This window comes from Mesorhizobium sp. ESP-6-4 (genome assembly GCF_020164735.1).
Classification (GTDB): domain Bacteria; phylum Pseudomonadota; class Alphaproteobacteria; order Rhizobiales; family Rhizobiaceae; genus Mesorhizobium.
In genome coordinates this window covers 37833-55979 of record NZ_JAIUGS010000023.1, presented here as the reverse complement: position 1 = coordinate 55979, position 18147 = coordinate 37833, and the positions used below count along the sequence as shown (strand labels likewise).

The window sequence follows — 18147 nt, the reverse complement described above, 5'->3', positions numbered from 1 at the left end:
GGACCGCAGATGTTTGAATCCCTCCAGGAGCGTCTTGGCTCCATCCTGAACGGCCTGACTGGTCGCGGCGCGCTGTCCGAGGCGGATGTCTCGGCGGCTTTGCGCGAGGTGCGCCGTGCGCTGCTCGAGGCCGATGTCGCGCTGGAAGTGGTTCGCTCCTTCACCGACAAGGTGCGCGAGAAGGCGGTCGGCGCCGCGGTGCTGAAATCGATCAAGCCCGGACAGATGGTCGTCAAGATCGTCCATGACGAGCTGGTCGAGATGCTCGGCGCCGAGGGCGTAGCCGTCGACCTCAACGCGCCGGCGCCCGTGGTCGTCATGATGGTCGGCCTGCAGGGTTCCGGCAAGACGACGACCTCGGCCAAGATCGCCAAGCGACTGACCGAACGGCAGAACAAGAAGGTCCTGATGGCCTCGCTCGACACGCGGCGGCCCGCCGCGCAGGAGCAGCTGCGCCAGCTCGGCGAGCAGACCAAGGTCGCGACGCTGCCGATCATCGCCGGCCAGAGCCCGGTCGATATCGCCAAGCGCGCCGTGCAGGCCGCCCGGCTCGGCGGCCATGACGTCGTCATCCTCGACACCGCCGGCCGCACCCATATCGACGAGCCGCTGATGGTCGAGATGGCCGACATCAAGAAGGTGTCGAGCCCGCACGAGATCCTGCTGGTCGCCGACTCGCTGACCGGCCAGGACGCCGTCAATCTGGCGAAAAGCTTCGACGAACGCGTCGGCATCACCGGCCTTGTGCTGACCCGCATGGACGGCGACGGCCGCGGCGGTGCCGCGCTTTCGATGCGCGCCGTCACCGGCAAGCCGATCAAGCTCATCGGCACCGGCGAAAAGATGGACGGGCTGGAGGAATTCCACCCCAAGCGCATCGCCGACCGCATCCTCGGCATGGGCGACATTGTCTCGCTCGTCGAGAAGGCCGCCGAAACCATCGACGCCGAGCAGGCGGCGGCGATGGCGAAAAAGATGCAGTCGGGCAAGTTCGACCTGAACGACCTTGCCCAGCAGCTTCAGCAGATGTCGAAGATGGGCGGCATGGGCGGCATCATGGGCATGATGCCCGGCATGGGCAAGATGAAGGACCAACTGGCCGCCGCCGGCCTCGACGACAAGATGTTCGGCCGCCAGCTCGCCATCATCTCCTCGATGACCAAGGCCGAGCGCGCCAACCCCGATATCCTCAAGCACTCGCGCAAGAAGCGCATCGCCGCCGGTTCCGGCACCGACGCGGCCGAGATCAACAAGCTCTTGAAGATGCATCGCGGCATGGCCGACATGATGAAGGCGATGGGCGGCAAGGGCAAAGGCGGCGGCCTCATGCGCGGCATGATGGGCGGTCTCGCCTCGAAAATGGGGCTGGGCGGCATGATGCCCGGCGGCGGCATGCCCGATCTTTCCAAGATGGATCCCAAGCAGCTCGAAGCCCTGCAGAAGCAGGCGCAGGCCGCCGGCCTCGGCAAGGGCCTGCCGGGCGGTCTTCCCGGTGGCGGCGGACTGCCGGGTCTGCCCGGCGGCATGAAGCTTCCGGGTCTGCCGGGCCTGGGCGGCGGCGGGCTGCCCGGTTTGGGCAAGAAGAAGTGAAGGGGCGATGAACGAGGAAAAAGACATGGCCGATGCACGCGCCATCCTGGCCGGCTACCGCGCTTCGATCGACAATATCGACGCCGCCCTCATCCATATGCTGGCCGAACGCTTCCGCTGCACCAAGGCGGTCGGCGTTCTGAAGGCCGAGCATGGCCTGCCGCCCGCCGACCCCGCGCGCGAGCAGCAGCAGATCGCCCGTCTTCGCCAGCTGGCGAAGGATGCGCATCTCGACCCGGATTTCGCGGAGAAATTCCTCAACTTCGTCGTCCGCGAAGTGATCCGGCACCACGAACAGATCGCCGCTGCCAACGGCGTGACGAAAACCGGCTGAACCCAGCCGAAAACTCATCAACGAAATCAGAGCTTTTAGGAGACAAAGAAATGGCACTGAAGATCAGACTGGCCCGTGCGGGCTCGAAGAAGCGTCCTTACTACCACGTCGTCGTCGCCGACGCCCGTTCGCCGCGCGACGGCCGTTTCATCGAGTCGCTCGGCTCGTGGAACCCGCTGCTGCCGAAGGACGGCGAGCGCGTCAAGGTCGACGCCGACCGCGTCAAGCACTGGCTGTCGCATGGCGCCCAGCCGACCGACCGCGTGCTGCGCTTCCTCGACGAGGCCGGTATTGCCAAGCGCGAGGCCCGCTCGAACCCGAACAAGGCTCTGCCCGGCAAGAAGGCGCAGGAACGCGCTGCCTTGCTCAAGAAGGCCCAGGAAGACGCCGCTGCGGCCGCTGCCGCGGCGAGCGCCGCACCGGCCGAGGCTGAGGCGGCCAGCGCCGAGTAATCACGGTTCTTCGTCGCCTATGAAAACGGCGGGCATCGGCCCGCCGTTTTTCTTTGTTCGATTTCGGTCCGATACCTCAATAGCCGGACGGGCAGCGCGCCACATAGACACGCCCGTAACGGTCGCGATAGCGGCACTGGCCGGCTTCGCTGGCATGGCCGATCAGCGCGCCGGCCACTGCGCCGACCGCGCCGCCCACGACCGCGCCCTGCACAGGGTCGCCCGCCACTGCGGCACCGACCGCCGCACCGCCCAGGCCACCGATCGCAGCACCCTTTTCCGTTTGCGAGCAGGCGCCAAGGGCCACCGTCAGCACCAGGATGGTAATTGCTTTCTTCATTGCTGTTCCTCTCTCAAGCGCCGTCCTCGCCGCCATGCCCTAAACTCACAAACAGCTAAATTGATCCCGGCAATGATGAAGATTGGCCGGCTAGGCGCCGGCCGGATTTACAGTACTGAACACCAACTCATTGAAATTTCGTGCTTTTCAGCGCTCCGTGAGGCGCTTCAGATTGCCGAGCCCGGTCTCGAAATCCTTGCCGATGAGCGTGTCGAAATTCATGAACAGGCCCATCAGCTTGGCGATGAACGGCCTTGCCCCGCGCATCGCCCAGGTGACGGTCGTGCCCTCGCCGGACGGCGAAAGCGTGAAGTCGACACTGTTGTTGGCCCTGAACGGCTTTTCAAAGTCGAGCTTGAGCGACATCAGCGATGACGGCACCGAATTCGTGATCTCCATGCGGCCCTTGCCGGCCTTGGAGTTGCCTTCCCAGGCATAGGCCGCGCCCTTGCCGCTTTCGGCGCCCGACAGCGTGCGCTTCATGCCGGGGTCGAGTTTTTCGAAGGGCGACCATTCGGGCCAGCGCCGGAAATCGTTGATCAGCGGGAAGATCGTCTCGGCCGGCGCCTCGATGCTGACCGAACGCGTGACGACGAAATCGTTCGGCCGGGTCCCGGCATAGATCAGCACCGCGGCGACGATGACGACCAGGATGATGAGGATGGTGGCAAACATCTCTTTTGCTCCTCTATCGCGAGAACGGGATCAGCGCGCGCACCCTTTGGTCGCGCAGGTAGAGCCCGCCCCACAGGATTATGCCGAGATAGACGCCGAACAAGGTATGCGAGAACAGCGGGTTGCCGATCCGCACATGCGTCGAAATCGCGCCGCCCATATAGGCGGTGAGCAGGATGGCGCCGAGCACCGAGGTGCGCGGGATGGCGTAGAGCGCGGTCGAGACCAGACCGATAACCCCGATCAGGCGCGCGACATTGGCGTCGGCCGGCCAGCCGAGTTCGGTCATCGTCCGGGTGACAACATCCAGCGGCGGCAGCTTGATGACGCCGTCGAAAGTCATGAACAGGACGACGGCGGCGCTAAGCACGCGCCCGGTCCACAAGGCGCCGTTCGAGACAGGCGCGGTTTCGGAAATGCTCACGGATGTTCCCTCCTGTTGATTCAAGGGCTGGCTTTCTGCCAGCTTCGAACCAAGGACGGAGAAACGTGCGGCGATCCTACGGGTCAGGTGCGCTTTTTTCAAAAGCGTGGTTCAGTGCATGGAACGGAGGAGGCAAGATGACCGGCGAGACCGACCTGGGCAGGCTGTTGGCTTCGATGACGCCGCAACTGCTCGCCGACGTCTATGTCTTCACGACGCTGACGCCGGACACGTCGGTCCCGGCAGGACTCGACCCCGTCCTGCAATTCCGCGAGCGCGAAGGCCTGACCTTGATCGTGACCGAAGACGAAGCCAAGGCATCCGGCCTTGCCGGCACGTTCCGCAGCCGGATGATCACGCTCGACATCCACTCCTCGCTGGAAGCCGTCGGCTTCCTCGCCGCCATCACGACGCGGTTGGCGGCGGCCGGCATGGGGGTCAATCCGGTCTCGGCCTTTTATCACGACCATCTGTTCGTGCCGGCGGAGCGGGCGGAGGAAGCGTTGGCGATATTGCGCGGCCTGGCGGCCGAAAATGGGCCTGAGCTCAGCGCCTGAGGACATAAAGAATATCCGGCAAGCCTTCCTCATTGGCCGAGCCGTCGCCGAGGGCCTCGGCGCGAAAACCGTGGCGTTCGTAGAAGCGGCGCGCGCCGGTATTGGCCTGGAAGCAATGAAGCTTGACCACAGGTATGCCGGCGGTGGCTTGAGCAAGCAGCCGGCTGCCGATGCCTTGTCCAGTCCAGGCCGGATCGAGATAGAGCTGCTCGACCCATTCGCCCTGGGCGGCGATGAAGCCGACGATGCATTCGGCGGCCTCGGCGACCGTCACTTGCTGCTCGGGCAGCAGGATATCGCGGATGAAGAACAGGTCCTCCTCCGGCGTGTGCAACACCGGCATCCAGTCGAAGGCATTGACCGACGCGCGCATCAGCTTGGCGATGGCGGCCGCGTCGGAAGCGATGGCCGGACGCAGGAGGATATTGGAAGCCGGACCGATCATGAGCTCAGCTGACCCGAAAAGTGCGAGCGTTCCCTTCTCCCCCTGTGGGAGAAGGTGGATCGGCGCGACAGCGCCGAGACGGATGAGGGGTGTTCCAGCGGAGTGAGACGTCAGCGTTCCCTGGAACACCCCTCATCCGTCGCCTTCGGCGACACCTTCTCCCACAAGGGGAGAAGGAAGAACCGCCACGGCCGAAGGCCGAGCCTGCGACTGCGGGCCGCCGGTCGTCCGGCGCGCCCGCGCAGGGCCAGCCGCGGCAGCGGCGGTGCGGCCCGTGAGCGAAAACAAACTGCCGTCAGGCCGCCTTCTTCTTCGGCTGGATCAGGCCGCGCTCGACCAGGAGTTCGGCGATCTGCACGGCGTTAAGCGCCGCGCCCTTGCGCAGGTTGTCGGAGACCACCCACATCGACAGGCCGTTGTCGACGGTCGAATCCTCGCGGATGCGCGAGACGAAGGTGGCGTCCTCGCCGGCCGATTCCAGCGGCGTGATGTAGCCGCCGTTCTCGCGCTTGTCGAGCACCTGGCATCCGGGCGCCTCGCGCAGGATCTCGCGCGCCTCATCCGCCGTGATCGGCTTCTCGAACTCGATGTTGACCGCTTCCGAATGACCGATGAACACCGGCACGCGCACGCAGGTCGCCGTCAGCTTGATCTTGGGGTCGAGCATCTTCTTGGTCTCGGCCACCATCTTCCACTCTTCCTTGGTGAAGCCGTCGTCGAGGAAGACATCGATATGCGGGATGACGTTGAAGGCGATGCGCTTGGTGAACTTCTTGACGTCGACCTGGTCGGCGACGAACACCGCGCGGGTCTGCGTGAACAGCTCGTCCATGCCCTCCTTGCCGGCGCCCGACACCGACTGGTAGGTGGCGACGACGACGCGCTTGATGGTGGCGACGTCATGCAGCGGCTTCAGCGCCACGACCAGCTGCGCCGTCGAGCAATTCGGATTGGCGATGATGTTCTTGCGCGTGAACAGCGAGATCGCGTCCGGGTTCACTTCCGGCACGATCAGCGGCACGTCCTGATCGTAGCGGAAGGCGGACGAATTATCGATGACGACGCAGCCCTGCTTGCCGATCTTCGGCGACCATTCCTTCGACACATTGCCGCCGGCCGACATCACGCAGATGTCGGTGTCGGAAAAATCATACTGATCGAGCGCCTTGACCTTCAGCGTGCGGTCGCCAAAGGACACTTCGGTGCCCTGACTGCGCCGCGACGCCAGCGCCACCACCTCGCTCACCGGGAAGCCGCGCTCGTCCAGAATGTTGAGCATTTCGCGGCCCACATTGCCCGTGGCGCCGACTACCGCAACCTTGAAACTCATCTGGTATCTCCTGTCCCTCTCCGCTTGGTTGTTGGAGAAAACCCGCCGGCCTCATGCGGGTTTCGCCCCCCGGGCCGTACCCGGGAGAGGGTGGTTAGGCCAAGGGAATCACACCGTTTTGGTGGTGGTTTTGGCCGTAGTTTTGCTGGAACGGACGCACGCGTCTAAGCGCCCAGCCCAATGCGTTACATTGTGGCTGGGGGAGTCGAATGCAAGAAGAGCCATCGAAAGGCCGCGCATCGGAAACCATCCCGTTCGACGCGGGCTTTTACGCAGTTTGGCAAAAGAGTCAATTGGCGTAGCGCCTCTCCTTCTCCCCTTGTGGGAGAAGGTGGATCGGCGCGCAGCGCCGAGACGGATGAGGGGTGTTCCAGCAGAGTGAGGCGTTGGCTTTCCCTGGAACACCCTTCATCCGGCCGCTTCGCGGCCACCTTCTCCCACAAGGGGAGAAGGGAAAGGCGGTGCCGCCTGCTCTGTACAATGGCGGCTGCAGGAAGTACGAACGGCTCAAATTTCGTTTGGCTGGCGCAGTGCCGGCCTTGTGCTCCATGACGAGCGCAGAACCCCGAATTCCGAAAGAAGAAAATGTCCAGTTTCGAAACGATTGTTCCTGCGCTGGCTCAGGCGCTGGAAAAGCGTGGTTATTCGGCGCTGACGCCGGTGCAGAAGGCGGTGCTTGGGCCGGAGCTCGGCGAAGCCGACGCGCTGGTGTCGGCGCAGACCGGGTCCGGCAAGACCGTCGCCTTCGGCCTTGCCGTGGCGCCGACCCTGCTTGGCGGCGCCGAGCGCTTCGGCGACGCCGGAGCGCCGTTGGGCCTGGTCGTGGCGCCGACGCGCGAGCTGGCGCTGCAGGTGCGGCGCGAGCTGGAATGGCTTTACGAGCTGACCGGCGCTGAGATCGCCTCCTGCGTCGGCGGCATGGACATGCGCACCGAGCGGCGCGCGCTGGAGCGCGGCGCTCACATCGTCGTCGGCACGCCGGGCCGGCTGCGCGACCACATCACGCGCGGCGCGCTCGGCATGTCGGCGCTGAAAGCGGTGGTGCTCGACGAGGCCGACGAGATGCTCGACCTCGGCTTCCGCGAGGATCTCGAATTCATCCTCGATGCGGCGCCCGCCGGGCGCCGCACGCTGATGTTTTCCGCCACCGTGCCGCGCTCCATCGCCACGCTGGCGAAGAGTTACCAGCGCGACGCCGTGCGCATCTCGGCCGGCGGCGGGGAAAAGCAGCATCTCGATATCGAGTACCGGGCGCTTTCGGTCGCGCCCGCCGATCGCGAGAACGCCATCATCAACGTGCTGCGCTATTACGAGGCGGGCAATGCGATGGTGTTCTGCAACACCCGCGCCGCCGTCAACCATCTCACAGCGCGTTTCAACAACCGCAATTTTGCGGTGGTGGCGCTCTCCGGCGAGCTCAGCCAGAACGAGCGCAGCCACGCCCTGCAGGCAATGCGCGACGGCCGCGCCAAAGTCTGCATCGCCACGGACGTCGCCGCGCGCGGCATCGACCTGCCCAATCTCGATCTCGTCATCCACGCCGACCTGCCGAGCAATCCGGAGACGCTGCTGCATCGCAGCGGCCGCACCGGACGCGCCGGCCGTAAGGGCGTCAGCGCGCTGATCGTGCCGGGCAATGCGCGCCGGCGCACCGAGCGGCTGCTCGCCAATGCCGGCCTGACCGCGGCCTGGGCGAGCCCTCCCTCAGCCGACGAGGTGCTGCGGCGCGACGACGAGCGCATCCTGGCCGATCCTTCCTTCGGCGAGCCGGTGAAGGACGAGGAGCGCGACTTCGCCGCGGCGCTCCTGGAACAGCACGGCGCCGAGCTGGTGGCCGCCGCCTTCGTGCGGCTTTGCCGTGCAAGCCGCTCGGCGCCTGAGGACCTGATCGATGTCGCGCCCTTCGCGCCATCAAAGGAGAAGTTCGCACGCCGGGAAGAGACATCCGGCCGCGGGGAAGAAACATCGGGCCGCCGCGACGATTTCGGCGATAGCGTCTGGTTCTCGCTCTCGGTTGGCCGCCGGCAGAATGCCGAGCCGCGTTGGCTGATCCCGATGCTGTGCCGCACCGCCGGCATGTCCAAGCGCGAGATCGGCGCCATCAAGATGCAGCCGGAGGAAACCTTCGTGCAGATCGCCGCAGACTGGGCCGACCGGTTCGTCGCCGCGATCGGGCCCGACCGCAAGCTGCAAGGCAGTATCGCGGTCAGGCGGATCGACGGCACGCCGGACCTGTCGCGCGCCGGCTACCAGCCACAGAGGCCGGAGAAAAAGCCGCATCGCGGCAAGCGGTCTTTCGACCAGGGCGCGCCCGGATTCGAGAAGCGGGCGCTAGGCGAGCGTCAGCCTGCCGCGGCGCCGGGGTCAAAATCCTGGGCGAAGAAGCCGGCAAAGGCGAAGTTCGACAAGCCAAAGTTCGAGGGGCCGAAACCCGACCAGCCGGCAAAGCGCAAGAAGCAGAAGAAGCGGCCAGCGTAGGATCGCGACGGAAGGCAGGCCCGCGGCGAGCGCCGGCGTTCTTTTCAGCGGCAAATCGCAACCTCCGAGATTGGCCGAAGCATCCGAACTTCGGTCATCCACGGGCGGAGCGGAGCGAAGCGGACGCGTAGACCCGAGGATCTATTCCGTGACCTCGCGCCAAGAATAGGGACGACGCAGAACAGGGAGCCGTTCTGCAACGCTCATAGGTCACGGAATGGATTCCATGGTCTGCGCCGCGTCGCTTCGCTCCTTGCTCCGCCATAGAATGACGAAGGCGTGGTGTGCGCAATGTCGACCCTCGCCCAGCGAATGTCGACGGTCATACGATCATCCCAGGAACTTGGCGATGATGGCGTCGCCCATCTCGGTGGTGCCGACTTCCTTCATGCCCGGGGAAAGAATGTCCTTGGTGCGCAAGCCGTCGTCGAGCACGGCGGCGATCGACGCTTCCAGCCTGTCGGCCTCTGCGACCATGCCGAAGGAATAGCGCAGGCACATGGCGAAGGACGCGATCATCGCGATCGGGTTGGCGATGCCTTTGCCGGCGATGTCGGGCGCCGAGCCGTGCACCGGCTCGTAGAGCGCCTTGCGCTTCTTGGTCTTGGCATCCGGCGCGCCGAGCGAGGCCGAAGGCAGCATGCCGATCGAGCCGGTAAGCATGGCGGCGATGTCGGAGAGCATGTCGCCGAACAGATTGTCGGTGACGATGACGTCGAACTGTTTTGGCCAGCGCACCAGCTGCATGCCGCCGGCGTCCGCCAGCATGTGGTCGAGCTTCACATCGGAGTACCGCGCCTTGTGCGTCCGGCTGACCACCTCGTTCCACAAAACGCCCGACTTCATGACGTTGCGCTTTTCCATCGAGGTGACGTGGTTCCGACGCGTCCGCGCGAGCTCGAAGGCGACGCCCGAGATGCGCTCGATCTCGAACGTGTCGTAGACCTGGGTGTCGATGCCGCGCTTCTGGCCGTTGCCGAGATCGATGATCTGCTTTGGCTCGCCGAAATAGACGCCGCCGGTGAGCTCGCGCACGATCAATATGTCGAGGCCCTCGACCACCTCCTGCTTGAGCGAGGAGGAAGCGGCCAGCGCCGGGTAGCAGATCGCGGGCCTGAGATTGGCGAACAGCTCCATATCCTTGCGCAGGCGCAAGAGCCCTGCCTCGGGGCGCACCTCGTAAGGCACGGCATCCCATTTCGGCCCGCCGACGGCGCCGAACAGCACGGCGTCCGCCGCCATCGCCTTGGCCATGTCGGCGTCGGAGATCGCCGCGCCATGCGCATCGTAGGCGCAGCCGCCGACCAGTCCTTCGTCGGTAACAAAGCCGCTGCCCAGCCTGTCGTTCATGGCCTTGATCAGCTTCTTCACCTCGGCCATGGCCTCGGGGCCGATGCCGTCGCCGGCGAGCAGGAGGAGATTTTTCGAAGCCATGGAGAACCGTCCCAATAGTAGCTGGAGAAATGCGGCCTTGCTAACCGCCAAGCGATTGCGGCGCAAGGGGATGTCTCGAAGCTTGGTTTCCTCGCCCCCGCTAGAGGCGGGGGAGAGGTGTCCGCGAAGCGGACGGAGAGGGGGCCTTCGTAGGGCACTCCCCCTCTCCGTCTCGGCTTCGCCGAGCCACCTCTCCCCCACTTCGTGGGGGCGAGGAACCCAAGCTGGAAGAGCCCTACCGATGCGACAGAATATTCACCAGCCTGCCGAACGGATCGCGCACATAGAAGCGCCGCACGCCCCAGGGCTCGTCGGCCGGGCCGTATTCGACGGCGAAGCCGGCGGCCTTCATGGCGTCGAGCGCCGCGTCCACATCGTCGACCTCGATCGACAGGTCCGGCACCGGCGTGCCGGATCCGCCTTGCGCCATGAAGCTCACCTGCACCTGCATCCGTTCCTCGGACCCGTAGGTGGCGATCCAACCCATATCCATGAGCAGATCAAGCCCGAGCACGTCCTGGTAAAAGCGCTTGGCCGCGGCAATGTCGGATGTGGCAATGTTGGCGACGATGCGCTCGACTTTCACCATAGGCTGACCCCTGCTTTGCGCGCTTCCCAGTGCCGGCAGCCTATGCCGTGCGCCTCAGCGCCGTCACCTCGATCTCGATCTTCATCTCCGGCTTGTTGAGCTGGCACACGATCATCGTCGCCGCCGGGCGGATGTCGCCGAATGCCTCGCCGAGGATCGGGAAGACCACGTCAACATAGGCCTGGTCGGTGATGTAGTAATGCGCGCGCACCACGTCAGCCATGTCGAACCCGCCTTCGGCGAGCGCCTTGGCGATGGTGGCAAGGCAATTGCGCGTCTGCGCCTCGACCGTGTCGGGCATGGTCATGGTGGCATAGTCATAGCCGGTCGTTCCCGACACGAAGCACCAGTCGCCCTGCACCACCGCGCGCGAATAGCCGGCGGTTTTCTCGAAGGGCGAACCGGTGGAGATCAGCTTGCGCATGGGAGCCTCGCGTTGGTTTAGGTCGGCGTGCATCTAGCAAAACAGGCTCGGCTGGTCGTGGGCCAAGCAATGCGGAGTATTGTCACGACGTGAGCGCAATCCTTGGAGATTAGCCGGAGCCTTCCTCAGGCCGTCATTCCAGGGCGGAGCAAGGAGCGAAGCGACGCGCGCAGACCCTGGAATCCATGCCGTTACGCCGAAGCGCCGCCAACCGTGCAGAATTCTGGGCACTCGCACCCTACGGCAACGGTCACGGCATGGATTCTAGGGTCTGCGCTCCGCTTCGCTTCGCTCCGCCCTAGAATGACGAAGCCGCGGATGGTCGTTGCGATGCGAACCCTAATTCCCCTGCGCGTCGTCATACGCCTTCTTGATGTCGTCCGGCCAGTCCTTCATCGACGGCCAGGCCTGCGGCTCGCCATTGTCGCCGCGGCGGGCGAAATAGACTTTCTGCTTGGCCGGGTCGACGGCCATGAAGCCGTCATTGCCGCCGCAGTCATGCGGCACGCAGCCGGTGGCGTAGAAGGCGCCGGACGCCGTCTTTTCGGTGCCGCCGCCGACCAGAAGGCTGGTCGCCATGTCGGGCATGTCGTTGCCCAGCAACGCCTGTCCGGCCTTGTAGACGGCCTCATTGTGGAAGGCATCAATGATGTTGTCCAATTTCGACGGGTCGACATCCTTCCAGCCGGTTCCGGGTTCGGGCGTGTAGGTCAGGTTGCCGGAGGTCGTCAGCCCTTCCCTGGGCGACCATTGCAGCGCCGGCTTGGACTCGCCCGGCAGCAGATAAGGCACGAAATAGATGGCGCTGTCGGAGACTGCTGCCGGCGGCGCGCCGCATTCGTCCTCCTCGACAGTGGTGGTCTGGATCTCGCCGTCCTTCGGCTTCCAGACGATGACCTTAGCCGGCCCGCACTGATTGCCGCCGTCGCCGACATCGACCAGCGCCACGTTGACGTCGCCGATCTTGACGATCTTGTCGAAGAAGACGTCGTAATTGCTGGCGAGCTGCTTGCCGTCATAGGACAGCACCTTCTCGCCATCCTGCTCCGGCTGCGTGATGGTGAGCTGCCCGCCTTCGAAGGGGATCGGCGCCTGCTTGTCGTCATCCGACGCGGCCTGGTCGTTGCCCTGGTCGGCCGCGCCTTGATCGGCAGCCGGCTGGTCGGACGCGGCGGGCGCCGGCTGCGTGGCCGGCGCGGTGGTTTGCGCATTGGCGCCGATCGTGGCGAGAAGGATTGCCACCGAAGCAGCCAGAAGCGAGCGTGTCATGACTGTCCCTCCATTCAGCCGTCACGAACCCGGCCTGCGAAGGCCGGAGCCTATTGATTTAAAGCCATGCCGCCCAGAGACTGTTTCGAAATTCGCTCTGGCGAGTCATATGGTGATGGTTTCGAGAACCGTAGCGCAGCGGACATTTGGTCCGTGAGCAACGGAAGCGCAGAAACCGCCATCAGATGCCCCCGGAGTAGAATTTCCAAACGGTCTCTCAGGCCCAGGGGCGCTGCTCGGCGTTCTTCTTCTCGAAGGACGCGATAGCGCCGGCCTTTTCCATGGTGAGCCCGATGTCGTCGAGGCCGTTCAAGAGGCAGTGGCGCTTGAAATCGTCGAGGTCGAATTTGACCACGCCGCCATCCGGCCCGCGGATTTCCTTGGCCTCGAGGTCGATCGACAGCGTTGCGTTGGAGCCGCGCGAGGCGTCGTCCATCAGCTTGTCGAGGTCTTCCGGGCTGACCGTGATCGGCAGGATGCCGTTCTTGAAGCAGTTGTTGTAGAAGATGTCGGCGAACGAGGTCGAGATCACGCAGCGAATGCCGAAATCGAGCAGCGCCCAGGGCGCATGCTCGCGGCTCGAGCCGCAGCCGAAATTGTCGCCGGCGACCAGGATCTGCGCCTTGCGGTAGGCCGGCTTGTTGAGCACGAAATCCGGGTTCTCCGAGCCGTCCTCATTGTAGCGCATCTCGGCGAACAGCCCGGTGCCGAGCCCGGTGCGCTTGATCGTCTTCAGATAATCCTTCGGGATGATCATGTCGGTGTCGACATTGACGATCGGCATGGGCGCGGCGACGCCGGTGAGCTTGGTGAATTTATCCATGGTCCTTGCCCGTCTTCTTCGTGGCTTGCGGGGAATTTTGCCGGACGGTTTACACAAAGCCGGCGGCAAATGAAAGGCAACTGTTCGTGCGCGGGCCTTGGGCCATGTCGAGCATGGCATGCGCGCCGGAGCTGGAATAACTAAAAAACGGCTTCGAAATCCTGGCCGGCTGGTGCAATCTGCGGCCATGGTTGAGCCTTCCAAAGTCCTTTATGCCAGCGAGCCCGCGCTCGACGTCGCCGAATTCCGCCGCGTGCTGGTGGAATCCGGCCTCGGTGCAACACGGCCCGTCGACGATGAAGCGCGCCTGAAGACAATGCTCGGCAATGCCAATCTGGTGCTGACAGCGCGGCTCGACATCGTGGGCAAGCCGCTGATCGGCGTCGCGCGCGGCATCACCGATTTTTCCTGGGTCTGCTACATCTCCGAGCTCGCCGTATCCGCCTCGGCGCAAGGGCTCGGCGTCGGCAAGGGCCTGATGGACGAGGCGCAGCGGCAGCTCGGGCCTTCGGTCGCCATCAGCCTGATCTCGATGCCCGACGCCGTCGGCTTCTACGAGCGCATCGGCATGACGCGCATGACCGACGCCTTCTGGTTCTCCCGCAAGCGCTGACCTCCGGACGACCTCATGGCTGCGGCCGCCAATCCTTTTGCTTGACATGCAACCAAATGGTTGCATATTAAACCCATGAGCATGGATGCCGTCTTTCGCGCTTTGGCCGACCCGACCCGCCGGCAATTGCTGGACAGCCTCCATGCCCGGAACGGGCAGACGCTGAACGCGCTCTGCGAGCACATGGAGATGACGCGCCAGGCGGTGACCAAGCACCTGGCGATCCTCGAGGAGGCGAACCTCGTCACCACCATGCGCCGAGGCCGCGAGAAGGAGCACTACCTCAACCCCGTTCCGATCAACGAGATCGCCGAGCGCTGGATCGGCAAGTTCGAGCGGGGGCGGCTTGCCGCTCTCAGCGACCTGAAGCAACGCCTTGAAAGGGAAGAGCCGTGAGCGAGAACAGTTTTGTCTATGTCACCTACATCCGCACCACGCCTGAAAAACTCTGGCAGGCGCTGACTGACCCGGAATTCAACCGGCGGTTCTTCCTCAGCTCCCACCAGGAGAGCGACTGGAAGGTCGGCTCGAGCTGGAAATTGGTCTTCCCCGACGGCCGCATCGCCGATTCCGGCGAGATCCTCGAGATCGACCCGCCGCGGCGTCTGGTGATCAAATGGCGCAACGAATGGATGCCCGAGGTGAAGGAGGACGGCTACACCCGCTGCACTTTCACCATCGAGCCCGACGGCGAATTGATGAAGCTCGCCGTCACCCACGAGGCCGACGGCCCGCACAGGCTGATCCAGAACGTCGCCAAGGGCTGGCCGCTGGTGCTGGCGAGCCTCAAGAGCCTGCTCGAGACCGGCAAGGGTTTCGAGCGCCCGCCGTCGAAGGAGTAAAGGTTCGTTTCGGACACGAGACAATTGTCGGCAGAGGTGGATTCGATGCTGCAACTATCCTTGCCGCAGGCCATGGCGAATGCGGACACGGTCATGGCCTCGGCCGACCTTCCCGCCTCGCCGGGCGAGGTTGGCGCGGCGCTGATAACCAGCGAGGTCGAGCGCTGGTGGGGTTCGCCCGAAACTTACCGCATGACCAGCTGGAACGCGGATCTGCGCGTCGGCGGAAGCTGGCGTGTCACGGTGCGAACCGCCGACGGCAGGCGCCTGCCCGCCGGCGGAGAGTTTCTCGAAATCGAGATGCCGCGCCGGATCGTGCAGACGCGGCGCTACGACTGGGACCATCCGGCGCTCGGCCGGCGCGAAACGACCCTCGCCTATCTGCTGGAGCCGATCGCCGGCGGCACGCGGCTCACTATCTGCCATGGCGGCTTCGCAGGTTTCCCGGACGCCGCGGCGGAACATGCCGAAGGCTGGGCGCGGGTGCTTGGATGGCTGCAAACATATTTTAGTGACGGACGGCAGGCGGCTTAGCGCCACCTTCTCCCCTTGTGGGGTGAGAAGCGGTCCGCGCAGCGGACGAAAAGCCAATTGCTTGGCTTGTCGAGCTTCGAACGCCCTGAGCCTGCGAAGGGCCGGGTGGTGGATCGGCGCGCAGCGCCGAGACGGATGAGGGGTGTTCCAGCGGAGTGAGACGTTGGCTTTCCCTGGAACACCCCTCATCCGTCGCCTTCGGCGACACCTTCCCCCACAAGGGGGGAAGGGGGCAGCCCTCAGATCACATTCAGTTCCCTGAACGCCCTTCCTTCCGCCACACGGCTATATCCGAACGCCCTGCAATCCACCGTGCGATACCCGCCATGCACGATGAGCTCGGCGATCGACTTCCCCACCGCCGGCGCCTGCTGCAGGCCATGGCCGGAGAAGCCGTTGGCGAACAGGAAATTTTCCACCTCCGGATGCGGGCCGATCACCGCATTCTGGTCAAGCGTGTTGTAGTCGTAATGCCCGACCCAGGCGCGCGTCGGCTTGATCGCCTCGAAGGCCGGGATGCGGGTGGCTAGGACCGGCCAGATCACCTCTTCGAACAGCGGCCAGTTAACCTCGAAATCCGTCGGATCGGGCGCATGATCGCCTTCCTCCGGCTCGGCGCCGCCGGTGATGTAGACCGAGCCTTCGGGCCGCACATAGATGCCGGATGGATCGACCAGCAGCGGCATGTCGGCGAATTTGTCGCGCGCTTCGAAGACGAAGACGTTGCGCTTGCGCGGCTCGACCGGCAGCGCCAGCCCAGCCAAGGCGGCGACCTTGCCGGCATTCGGCCCGGCCGCGTTGACGACAATGCCGGCTTCGAGCATCTCGCCATTGTCGAGGCTTACACTGGCGACGCGGTTGCCGTCCCGCGCGATGCCGGTGACGGAGGCGGTGATGAGATCGATCTTCTTGTCGCGCAGCGCCTTGCGGAACAGCATCAGCATCGCATGCGCGTCGAACCAGCCTTCGCCGCTGCGCCCATAGGCGCCGGCGGAAATGCCTTCGGCCGACAGCCAAGAGAAACGCTGCGTCAGCTGGCCGGCATCCTCCAGCACGATGTCGGCGCCCTCGGCGACCTGCGTCTCGTGATTGGCCTTGAGGATCGGCAGCCCGGCCTCGCCGGCGAGGATGAGATAGCCGCCCTCGCGAAAGCCGATATCGGCATCGGCGCCGAAGGTTTCCTTCAGCCGCCGGAACAGTTTCAGCGTGAACTGCGACAGGCGGATGTTTTCAGGAATCGAGAATTGCTGGCGGATCGAGGCGCAGGACAAGGTCGTCGCCGCATGCGAGAATTGCGGATCGCGCTCGATCAGCGCGATCGAGCCGGTAAAGCCCTCCTCGCGCAAATAATAGGCGACCGAGGACCCGACGATGGCCCCGCCGATGATGACGATGTCGTAGCGCACGCTTTTGGTTCTCCGACTCCAGAGCATGATCCCGACGCTCGGGTTCGCACGCTCAAATCAATGCAGGAAGATCGATCTCGAAGCGCGTGCCGCGCTCGGAGTCAACCAGCCTGATCGTGCCATCATGCGCTTTCAGGAGGGCCAGCACGATGCCGAGCCCCATGCCGGTGCCGCCGGTCTCGCGCCGCGTGGTGAAGAACGGCTCGAAGATCCTGGCGCGGTTGGCGGCCGAGATCCCGTCGCCGTCGTCGCCGATCTGGACCGACGCGCGCTCGCCATCGGCTGAAGCATGGATCGCCACCTGTCGGGCGCCATGTCGTGCCGAATTGTCGATGAGATTGGCAAGCACGATGCCGAGATTCTCGGCCGAGATGCCGAGCCTGATATCGCCGCCGCCTTCAAGCCGCGCTTCCAGCCTTGTGTCGACCGGCAAGGATGCCAACGCAGCATGAAGTGTCGTGTTTTCGCCGCTCGGCTCCAGATTTTCCGCGCGCGCCAGGTCAAGCAGTCGGCGCACCAGGAGATTGAGCCGCCCGGCGTCGGTGACGATGTTGTTGGAGAAACGCTTGCGCTCGGCCTCGTCCATCGCGCCGCCGGAATCGCGAAGCAGCTCCGCCGCGCCCTGGATCGCCGTCAGCGGCGATTTCAGCTCATGCGAGACATGGGTGGCGAAGGTCTGGATGCTGTCGGAGCGCGCCTGCAGTTTTTGCGCCATGTCGAGGAACGCCGCCGACAGCGCCGCCATCTCGCGCGTGCCGTGATGGGCGAGCGGCTTGATCGCCTCGCGGTCGCCGGCGGCGATGCGTTTCGTCCGCTCGATCAGCGCGTAGATCGGCCGGCTGACGGTACGGATGAACACCAGCGCGATCAGCAGCGTGCCGCCGAGGATGGCGATCGCCGCCAACGTCACCTTGCCGCGCTCGCCATAGAGGTGCTTGACGATGTTGTTCGGCGTTCGCGACAGATAGACGACGCCCGCGACCCGGCCGTCGAGTTCGACCGGCAGGGCGACGAAGACGCGCACCCTGGTGCCGCGGCTCACCGAGTAGAGCGGCGGCGGCGGCTGGTCGGGAATGCGCAGCCTGAGCGCGCTGGCATAATGACCTGAAAGCGCGGTCCGCACCTCCTCGACATCGCCGAGCGACTGGCCGACCTCGTCGCCGCCGGCGATCACCACGCCGCGCGGGTCGAGCAGGCGGAAGCCGGCAAGCGTCGTTTTCTGCGTCTCGTCGAGAATGCCGTCGAGCCGCGCGCCTATTGCCGCGAAGGCCGGATCGGCGGTGGCGGGAAGCGCCGCCGGGCGCGTCGGCATGACATCGTCCGAGGCAAGGTCGAGGCGCGGCTCGATCGGATCATAGGGATAGTTGTTGTCCCTTGCCGGATCGGCCGAGATCGGCGACCCCAGTTTTTCCTGGGGAATGCCTGCGGCGCGCACCTCCTGGGCATAGACGGCGGCGACGACCGCGCCTTGCGCGATGAGCTCGCCTTCGGTCTGGCGGATGAGCTGGTTCTCGTAGAGCCGGAAGAAGAACAGTCCGACCAGCGGCAGCGCCATCACCAGGATGAGGATGACGACGACGACGGTGGC

General features: G+C 64.9%; 21 protein-coding genes. 9 read left to right on the top strand and 12 right to left on the bottom strand.

What is annotated here, in order from left to right; translation table 11 throughout:
- Positions 1-9: 9 nt before the first annotated feature.
- The 3 genes from ffh to rpsP are packed head-to-tail and all read left to right on the top strand — an operon-like array spanning position 10 to position 2376.
- Entirely contained in the window at positions 10-1590 is a 1581-nt protein-coding gene (ffh, locus tag LB523_RS26460) for a signal recognition particle protein (RefSeq protein WP_140634947.1), read from the top strand.
- Between the two features lie 7 nt (positions 1591-1597).
- Positions 1598-1924 carry a chorismate mutase gene (locus LB523_RS26455; protein WP_095770012.1) on the top strand — a complete coding sequence of 109 codons (327 nt, stop codon included), beginning with the start codon at positions 1598-1600 and terminating at the stop codon, positions 1922-1924.
- Between the two features lie 50 nt (positions 1925-1974).
- Entirely contained in the window at positions 1975-2376 is a 402-nt protein-coding gene (gene rpsP, locus LB523_RS26450) for a 30S ribosomal protein S16 (protein ID WP_140845973.1), read from the top strand.
- Between the two features lie 76 nt (positions 2377-2452).
- On the opposite strand, the gene LB523_RS26445 is transcribed toward rpsP, so the two are convergent.
- The 3 genes from LB523_RS26445 to LB523_RS26435 all read right to left on the bottom strand — a co-directional run bounded on the left by LB523_RS26445 (position 2453) and on the right by LB523_RS26435 (position 3815).
- The gene (locus LB523_RS26445; protein ID WP_095770014.1) at positions 2453-2716 is read right to left on the bottom strand and encodes a YMGG-like glycine zipper-containing protein; all 264 of its coding nucleotides are present in this window, start codon (positions 2714-2716) and stop codon (positions 2453-2455) included.
- A 147-nt stretch (positions 2717-2863) separates the two neighbouring features.
- Positions 2864-3391, bottom strand: coding sequence for an SRPBCC family protein (locus tag LB523_RS26440; protein ID WP_224608556.1), 528 nt, complete (start codon positions 3389-3391; stop codon positions 2864-2866).
- A gap of 13 nt (positions 3392-3404) precedes the next feature.
- Positions 3405-3815 carry a DoxX family protein gene (locus LB523_RS26435; RefSeq protein ID WP_224608553.1) on the bottom strand — a complete coding sequence of 137 codons (411 nt, stop codon included), beginning with the start codon at positions 3813-3815 and terminating at the stop codon, positions 3405-3407.
- Positions 3816-3952: 137 nt separating this feature from the next.
- On the opposite strand from LB523_RS26435, the gene LB523_RS26430 reads away from it, so the two are divergent.
- Complete coding sequence (locus tag LB523_RS26430) at positions 3953-4372, top strand: ACT domain-containing protein (protein WP_140845970.1); 420 nt, start codon at positions 3953-3955, stop codon at positions 4370-4372.
- Here LB523_RS26430 and LB523_RS26425 read toward each other — a convergent pair.
- Together LB523_RS26425 and LB523_RS26420 are read right to left on the bottom strand one after the other, a co-directional pair.
- Positions 4362-4817 (bottom strand): GNAT family N-acetyltransferase, encoded by a 456-nt coding sequence (locus tag LB523_RS26425; protein WP_140845969.1) that lies wholly within the window; start codon positions 4815-4817, stop codon positions 4362-4364. The two genes, LB523_RS26430 and LB523_RS26425, sit on opposite strands and share 11 nt — an antisense overlap.
- A gap of 295 nt (positions 4818-5112) precedes the next feature.
- A complete protein-coding gene (locus LB523_RS26420) occupies positions 5113-6147 on the bottom strand; it encodes an aspartate-semialdehyde dehydrogenase (RefSeq protein WP_140845968.1) in 1035 nt (344 codons plus the stop codon).
- Positions 6148-6732: 585 nt separating this feature from the next.
- On the opposite strand from LB523_RS26420, the gene LB523_RS26415 reads away from it, so the two are divergent.
- Positions 6733-8625 (top strand): DEAD/DEAH box helicase, encoded by a 1893-nt coding sequence (locus tag LB523_RS26415; RefSeq protein ID WP_224608550.1) that lies wholly within the window; start codon positions 6733-6735, stop codon positions 8623-8625.
- A 330-nt stretch (positions 8626-8955) separates the two neighbouring features.
- Here the strand turns inward: LB523_RS26415 and leuB are convergent, their stop codons facing one another.
- The 5 genes from leuB to leuD form a co-directional block, all read right to left on the bottom strand.
- Positions 8956-10059, bottom strand: a complete 1104-nt coding sequence (gene leuB / locus LB523_RS26410) for a 3-isopropylmalate dehydrogenase (protein ID WP_224608547.1) — start codon at positions 10057-10059, stop codon at positions 8956-8958.
- Between the two features lie 235 nt (positions 10060-10294).
- The gene (locus LB523_RS26405; protein WP_224608604.1) at positions 10295-10645 is read right to left on the bottom strand and encodes a VOC family protein; all 351 of its coding nucleotides are present in this window, start codon (positions 10643-10645) and stop codon (positions 10295-10297) included.
- 43 nt (positions 10646-10688) lie between these two features.
- The gene (locus tag LB523_RS26400) at positions 10689-11072 is read right to left on the bottom strand and encodes a RidA family protein (RefSeq protein WP_224532802.1); all 384 of its coding nucleotides are present in this window, start codon (positions 11070-11072) and stop codon (positions 10689-10691) included.
- A 339-nt stretch (positions 11073-11411) separates the two neighbouring features.
- Positions 11412-12341, bottom strand: a complete 930-nt coding sequence (locus tag LB523_RS26395) for a hypothetical protein (protein ID WP_224608544.1) — start codon at positions 12339-12341, stop codon at positions 11412-11414.
- 217 nt (positions 12342-12558) lie between these two features.
- Positions 12559-13164 carry a 3-isopropylmalate dehydratase small subunit gene (leuD, locus tag LB523_RS26390; RefSeq protein WP_224532490.1) on the bottom strand — a complete coding sequence of 202 codons (606 nt, stop codon included), beginning with the start codon at positions 13162-13164 and terminating at the stop codon, positions 12559-12561.
- 187 nt (positions 13165-13351) lie between these two features.
- On the opposite strand from leuD, the gene LB523_RS26385 reads away from it, so the two are divergent.
- From LB523_RS26385 to LB523_RS26370, 4 genes are all read left to right on the top strand, one after another.
- On the top strand, positions 13352-13777 hold the full coding sequence (locus LB523_RS26385) for a GNAT family N-acetyltransferase (protein WP_224608541.1): 426 nt from the start codon (positions 13352-13354) through the stop codon (positions 13775-13777).
- Positions 13778-13852: 75 nt separating this feature from the next.
- On the top strand, positions 13853-14173 hold the full coding sequence (locus tag LB523_RS26380; RefSeq protein WP_095770025.1) for an ArsR/SmtB family transcription factor: 321 nt from the start codon (positions 13853-13855) through the stop codon (positions 14171-14173).
- Positions 14170-14619 carry an SRPBCC family protein gene (locus tag LB523_RS26375; RefSeq protein WP_224532493.1) on the top strand — a complete coding sequence of 150 codons (450 nt, stop codon included), beginning with the start codon at positions 14170-14172 and terminating at the stop codon, positions 14617-14619. Before LB523_RS26380 ends, LB523_RS26375 begins: the two co-directional genes overlap by 4 nt.
- Positions 14620-14664: 45 nt before the next feature.
- Positions 14665-15153 (top strand): SRPBCC domain-containing protein, encoded by a 489-nt coding sequence (locus LB523_RS26370; protein WP_224608538.1) that lies wholly within the window; start codon positions 14665-14667, stop codon positions 15151-15153.
- Between the two features lie 239 nt (positions 15154-15392).
- Here LB523_RS26370 and LB523_RS26365 read toward each other — a convergent pair whose 3' ends face one another.
- Positions 15393-16559 carry an NAD(P)/FAD-dependent oxidoreductase gene (locus LB523_RS26365; RefSeq protein WP_224608535.1) on the bottom strand — a complete coding sequence of 389 codons (1167 nt, stop codon included), beginning with the start codon at positions 16557-16559 and terminating at the stop codon, positions 15393-15395.
- A 52-nt stretch (positions 16560-16611) separates the two neighbouring features.
- A complete protein-coding gene (locus LB523_RS26360) occupies positions 16612-18114 on the bottom strand; it encodes an ATP-binding protein (RefSeq protein WP_411966499.1) in 1503 nt (500 codons plus the stop codon).
- Positions 18115-18147 lie beyond the last annotated feature (33 nt).

What these genes read in the sequence shown, in the direction of transcription:
- ffh (WP_140634947.1), top strand. Translation starts at nt 10, where the DNA reads ATGTTTGAATCCCTCCAGGAGCGTCTTGGCTCCATCCTGAACGGCCTG.
- LB523_RS26455 (WP_095770012.1), top strand. Translation starts at nt 1,598, where the DNA reads ATGAACGAGGAAAAAGACATGGCCGATGCACGCGCCATCCTGGCCGGC.
- rpsP (WP_140845973.1), top strand. Translation starts at nt 1,975, where the DNA reads ATGGCACTGAAGATCAGACTGGCCCGTGCGGGCTCGAAGAAGCGTCCT.
- LB523_RS26445 (WP_095770014.1), bottom strand. Translation starts at nt 2,716, where the DNA reads ATGAAGAAAGCAATTACCATCCTGGTGCTGACGGTGGCCCTTGGCGCC.
- LB523_RS26440 (WP_224608556.1), bottom strand. Translation starts at nt 3,391, where the DNA reads ATGTTTGCCACCATCCTCATCATCCTGGTCGTCATCGTCGCCGCGGTG.
- LB523_RS26430 (WP_140845970.1), top strand. Translation starts at nt 3,953, where the DNA reads ATGACCGGCGAGACCGACCTGGGCAGGCTGTTGGCTTCGATGACGCCG.
- LB523_RS26425 (WP_140845969.1), bottom strand. Translation starts at nt 4,817, where the DNA reads ATGATCGGTCCGGCTTCCAATATCCTCCTGCGTCCGGCCATCGCTTCC.
- LB523_RS26420 (WP_140845968.1), bottom strand. Translation starts at nt 6,147, where the DNA reads ATGAGTTTCAAGGTTGCGGTAGTCGGCGCCACGGGCAATGTGGGCCGC.
- LB523_RS26415 (WP_224608550.1), top strand. Translation starts at nt 6,733, where the DNA reads ATGTCCAGTTTCGAAACGATTGTTCCTGCGCTGGCTCAGGCGCTGGAA.
- leuB (WP_224608547.1), bottom strand. Translation starts at nt 10,059, where the DNA reads ATGGCTTCGAAAAATCTCCTCCTGCTCGCCGGCGACGGCATCGGCCCC.
- LB523_RS26400 (WP_224532802.1), bottom strand. Translation starts at nt 11,072, where the DNA reads ATGCGCAAGCTGATCTCCACCGGTTCGCCCTTCGAGAAAACCGCCGGC.
- LB523_RS26395 (WP_224608544.1), bottom strand. Translation starts at nt 12,341, where the DNA reads ATGACACGCTCGCTTCTGGCTGCTTCGGTGGCAATCCTTCTCGCCACG.
- leuD (WP_224532490.1), bottom strand. Translation starts at nt 13,164, where the DNA reads ATGGATAAATTCACCAAGCTCACCGGCGTCGCCGCGCCCATGCCGATC.
- LB523_RS26385 (WP_224608541.1), top strand. Translation starts at nt 13,352, where the DNA reads ATGGTTGAGCCTTCCAAAGTCCTTTATGCCAGCGAGCCCGCGCTCGAC.
- LB523_RS26380 (WP_095770025.1), top strand. Translation starts at nt 13,853, where the DNA reads ATGAGCATGGATGCCGTCTTTCGCGCTTTGGCCGACCCGACCCGCCGG.
- LB523_RS26370 (WP_224608538.1), top strand. Translation starts at nt 14,665, where the DNA reads ATGCTGCAACTATCCTTGCCGCAGGCCATGGCGAATGCGGACACGGTC.
- LB523_RS26360 (WP_411966499.1), bottom strand. Translation starts at nt 18,114, where the DNA reads ATGGCGCTGCCGCTGGTCGGACTGTTCTTCTTCCGGCTCTACGAGAAC.